This window comes from Ruegeria sp. AP7, assembly GCF_056539905.1.
This window is the reverse complement of the sequence record NZ_JBQFVT010000031.1, coordinates 1-5,034: the sequence shown is the minus strand read 5'-3', so window position 1 is coordinate 5,034 and position 5,034 is coordinate 1. Positions and strand designations below refer to the sequence as shown.

The 5,034-nt window shown below is 51.7% G+C and carries 4 protein-coding genes; 3 read left to right on the top strand and 1 reads right to left on the bottom strand.

What is annotated here, in order from left to right; genetic code table 11:
- A partial coding sequence (locus ACR0KN_RS22325; protein WP_480656679.1) for a TetR/AcrR family transcriptional regulator occupies positions 1-601 on the bottom strand: 601 nt, incomplete at its 3' end.
- Positions 602-726: 125 nt separating this feature from the next.
- Between ACR0KN_RS22325 and gntH the strand changes: the two genes are divergently transcribed.
- Genes gntH through ACR0KN_RS22310 form a run of 3 tightly spaced genes read left to right on the top strand, consistent with a single transcriptional unit; the run spans position 727 to position 5,017 of the window.
- Positions 727-1,920, top strand: a complete 1,194-nt coding sequence (gene gntH / locus ACR0KN_RS22320; RefSeq protein WP_480656678.1) for a guanitoxin biosynthesis MBL fold metallo-hydrolase GntH — start codon at positions 727-729, stop codon at positions 1,918-1,920.
- A 54-nt stretch (positions 1,921-1,974) separates the two neighbouring features.
- Positions 1,975-3,741, top strand: coding sequence for a hypothetical protein (locus ACR0KN_RS22315; RefSeq protein WP_480656677.1), 1,767 nt, complete (start codon positions 1,975-1,977; stop codon positions 3,739-3,741).
- Positions 3,742-3,787: 46 nt separating this feature from the next.
- The gene (locus tag ACR0KN_RS22310) at positions 3,788-5,017 is read left to right on the top strand and encodes a HupE/UreJ family protein (protein WP_480656675.1); all 1,230 of its coding nucleotides are present in this window, start codon (positions 3,788-3,790) and stop codon (positions 5,015-5,017) included.
- Positions 5,018-5,034 lie beyond the last annotated feature (17 nt).

The following is a 5,034-nucleotide window of genomic DNA, read 5'->3' as shown; positions in this document are numbered from 1 at the left end:
ACAATGCCGGGTAACTTTTTTGTTCTATCTTGTTCTTTGCGACAAGAATTGCATGTTCCCGCTCTATGACCTTTTCCCAATCGCCTTGCGCTTTAAGACCGGTCGAAGAGTCTCCCATTAGCGAAGTAACCATCAGTCTTCCACGCGCTTTCGCTTCTTCTTTCGAAAACCCGGCCTGTTCAAACATCCAGGCGGCGAACTGGAATCGTTTGCCGATGGTTCTTTGATACGCCTCTCTTACTTTCTCATCGGTATTCGCCCACACTGAGACAGCGTGATCTGGCAAGGCGGCGTCCTCTTCAATGACCTTTTTCATAAGAAGAAGAATGCGGTCTTCCGGGGGGCCGCCAAATGTCTTTGCCTTTGCGATCACATTGTCAGTCAGTTCCTGCTCCCAATATCTGAGAACCTCATCCAAAAGCTCACGGACGTTCTTGAAATGCCAGTAAAAGCTGCCGCTTGTCAGGTTCAGTCGCTTTGCCATTGGCACGACCTTTATCGCGGAAACGCCGCCCTCATTGAGTACCTTGTAGGCCAGCAATATCCAGTCTTCCTTGGTCGCGGCGTTTTTTGGTGAGTTTCGAGTGATGGATTCTGACATTCAGATTATAGCATTCTTTATTTGACATAGAGCAGTCTATGGCTCTACCGTAGATATGTCTATGGTGAACGAGAGGTTCACGGTTTCGTGTTCTCTTACGAGGCTTCGCTTTGAAGGGGGGATCAATGAATAACTTAATGAAAACCGCAGCCGGTACATTGATGGCATTAGGCGTGACACTGGCTGGCACTGCCACGGCCCAAAACGCCTTACCGACGGGTCGGAGTGCCACTGAAATCGAAAACGGTGTATATCCCGCGTCTTACTTTCCCAACACTGAAATCCTCGGCGAGGATGAGATGCGTATCACGGCATTGGGTACGGGGATGCCAAACCAAACCAAGGCAGCCGTTTCGATTTCGTTTTATGTGGAACTTGGGAATGGGGACGTCTTTCTGTTTGACGTAGGAACTGGCGCAACGGGAAACCTGTTTTCGCTGCGACCGGACTTCGCAAAGATCGACAAGGTTTTCTTTAGCCATTTGCATGTTGATCACGTTGGTGACTTCATGGGACTCCACGTCGGAGGTTGGCTTTCGGGCAGATATACACCGCTCCGCATCTTCGGCCCGTCCGGATCAGAAGATGAACTGGGCACCAAAGCCTATGTTGAGGGCATGTCAAAAGCCTATGCTTGGGATCTGGCCACACGTACGGGGGCGCTGCCGGATGATGGCGCCAAGCTTGACGTCACCGAATTCGATTACATGCAGGAGAACGAGATTGTTTATCAGGAAAACGATGTAACTATCCGGTCTTGGCCTGCGATCCACAGTCTAGATGGCTCGGTAAGCTACTCTCTAGAATGGAATGGGCTGAAATACGTCTTTGGTGGCGATACATACCCGAACAAATGGTATGTCGAATATGCCAAAGGGGCGGACCTCGCTTCTCACGAGGCGTTTCTACCACCGGATGCGCTAGCCCCTTATTTTGGCTGGGACATGAAACAGGCGACTTATGTAGCTACGCGCGTTCATACGGAACCTGCGGCTTTCGGCAAAGTTATGTCCGCTGTCGAGCCACGCATGGCCCTAGGGTATCACTCTGTTCTTTCACCCGAAAACTATCAGGCAATCCTGGAAGGTGTCCGTTCGACATACGATGGACCGCTCACGCTGGCGCGAGATCTACAGGTGATAAACGTAACAAAGGATCAGATCGTTGTTCGGGAAGCGAGTGTTGACGACTATGCGCTGCCACCAGCTGTGAGCGACGAATACATCAATGCCCCGCGTTCAAAAGAAAAAGAGCCTTCTGAAAAGGTTCAAGCGGGCAAGTGGGACGGTTACACGCCACCGCCAATGCCGGATAATTAACGTTCAGGGGTGAACAAAATTCCGATTTGGCAGTATCTGTACCGACTATTCCTGATGCTGAGCCTGATGGCCTCAGGTGTACAGGCCGTTTCGGCGGATGTCGTTCTGACTAACGGATCAGAAGTCGCCCGCAATATCGCTGTCCTTCATGTCAAAGATGATGGAGTTTACGTCGACCTTGAAGTCTATGTCGAAGATATTCCGTTGTTTACGGATATGCTGCCAATCGGTTGGTCATCCGATTTCGTCGAGGGTGAGCCGGAGGTTGAACAAGAATCCGATCAAGGTTCTGCCCAAGCCAAAAGTCGGACGCTGTCGATTGTTGGAAGGGACGAACGGGCCTTACACGCTGAAATCAGAAAGATAGAATACCGAACGCGCATAGATCGAGCCTCGCCGCTTTCAGGTCAGCGCGATCCATTCTCGGGCCAAATTGTTCCTAGCCCGCCAACAGATCCGCGTGTCTTGTTCGTCGAAGTGTTCTTTCCGTTTCAAAACTCAGTTCCCAAGGAGCTGACTATAGTGCCTCCATCGCGGGATAGCGAACCACTGGTGACTATCGGGATGCAGGTTTTTGACCGTGAGGTTCCGGTCACGGATTTCAGCTTCTTGTCAAAGCCAGCAGAGTTAAAGATTCACTGGCCTGATCCGTGGGATAGCCGCTTTTCTGCTGAAAGCCTGAATCGAAAAGCTCAGGACGGGACATCCACCTTTCTTTACATCGAACCTCGTGAAGTTCGGCATGAGACGCTGATCCGCTTGCGTGAACTGGCGCCTTGGATTGGTGAAACTTTCGAAGTAGGGCAAACGCTTTCGCCACAGCGTAGCGCCTTGATCGTAAGCCAGGCGGCGTCTTTCCTGGCTTCTCGTAACCCGGTGTCAATTGATGGCAAATTAGTGCAACCGTCGAACGCTACGGCAAAATTCCTGGAACTGACATCGCAGGGTTTTCAGGTTGTCGAGCCTGGAAAGGAAGTGTCTGTGAACAATGCGTTTATCGGCGCTATCCTTTCTTTCTCATCGGCAGACATTCCCGATCAGGTGACAGTCACATGGGATATGTTTGACGAGGAAATTTCCCGCGTTGCTACCATTTCAAACGATATCGCCGGGCCATTCTTTGGGGCTGTGACGCCAGCAGACCATCAGTTTCATTGGCAGAACCACTTGCTCCAATACGAAAGAGCATCTGTCACTCAGGTTCCAGTTGAGCAGCAGACACGGCGGAACCCGGCAATGGCTTTGATCTCTGGGATGATCAGTGCCGCTTCACTTGGTTTCTTCGTGCTGAGTAAGGGCAATGTTGCAAAGCGCATCAGTTGCGTAACCATGATTGCCGCAACATCGGCAACCGTCGCATTTTCGGGATATTTGCCGGATTTATTTTGGAAGAAGCGCGAGCCCCCTGAGCCGCAAGTTGCGGAAGATATACTGCGCTTGATGGTCGAAAACTTGAACACGGTGACCCTGGAAACTTCGCCGGCAGCAAGAAAGGCAGAGCTGGCAAACATTGCAACGGCAGCGTCTCTGGGCGACATCGCAACAGAGGTGGAACGTGGTCTCGTGATCCGAACGCCAGGAGGCAGTCTTGCTACAGTTACCGATATTAGAGACCTGAGATTAGAGCGCGTTGACCCGACTCTCAAACCGGGTGGATTTAGCACTCTTGCCAAATGGAAAGTGAAAGCCCAAGGCGGTCATTGGGGACACGTCCATATACGCGCGGTTACGTTCCGGGTGCTGGCCGAGGTGATACCTGAGTCAGGGCAATGGAAGCTGGACGGATTAACTGTAATCGAGGCTCGCGATCCAAATGCATAAGTGTTTAAGGCCAAAGGTTTTTGCTTTCGGCGCTCTGTTTGTCTGTGTGTTTTTTTCACTGACGCTGACAGCCTCGGCGCATTTTTTGCTTAACCTCAACGTTCGAATTTCGCATGTCGAGCATTCCGAAGACGGTCTGCGTGTCTACATCCGTACGCCCATGCCTTATCTGGTTGCAGACAAGATCGGTGATAAGGATGGTGATGCCTTGCCGAAAGCTGCACCATTTACGACTAATGCCATGAGCGACGGTCAGTTGGTCCACTTTGTCGACTTGCAGGCTGTCATGAGCGATCCCAATGGGCTGGGGCAATTCGCCGAAGGTGGGTTGCATCTGTTGGTCGACAATCAGCGTTTAAGAGGAACAGTTAAGTCCGTTCGCTTGCATCGCGTTGGAAATGAGCCCGGATTCGCAACTTTGGCCGAAGCTCAACAGGCCGTGGACACCGAAACGGCCTTAGAGCCACCGCTTTATGTAGGTGACACGATTGTTGATCTCGTCATGTATTATGACACTATCGGCCCGGTGCAATCGTACAGCATTGCTAACGTGCTAGACCCCGGCTTGCCGGATCAGGACCAAACGGCCAACCTCATTCTCGACTACGCGTCGGACACACCGCAGATATTCCGATCTCGGGGTCTGATGACCGAACCATTGGTGATTCAGAAGAAGGGGTATGGAGGATTTCTCAGTTTCGTCTGGGAAGGCATACGACATATCCTCGAAGGGTTGGATCATGTTTTGTTTGTTGTGTGTTTGGTCATTGGAGCGCAGACACTCAGGGCGCTATTGCTGCGTGCAACCGGTTTTACCTTTGGGCATAGCGTGACGCTGTCTCTGGGGTTTTTCGGGTTTGTGCCATCGGGCGCGTGGTTTGTTCCTGCCGTCGAAACCGGGATCGCGCTTTCTATCATATTTGCAGCCGTCGCAGCGTTTGTGAGTTCTAAGGACAATGCGCGCTCTGAAGTCACGATGGTGCTTCTGACAACACTGATTGGCCTCTTGCACGGGCTTGGGTTTAGCTTTGTGTTGCACAAGATATTGCAGGTTACATCTCCAAACATCTGGCAGAGCCTGCTTGCTTTCAATCTTGGTGTCGAGCTTGGCCAGGTCGCCATTATTCTTGCGCTCTGGCCTGCCTTGATACTCTGCCAGCGCGTGAACTCCAGTTTGTGGATGTCCCTGCGAGTGGGCTTAGCCGGTGGATGTGCGGCTATCGCCTGCTATTGGACCTTTCAGCGGGTTTCCGAGGTTTATTCCACGTTGGCTTAAGGTCATTGCGATGGCGC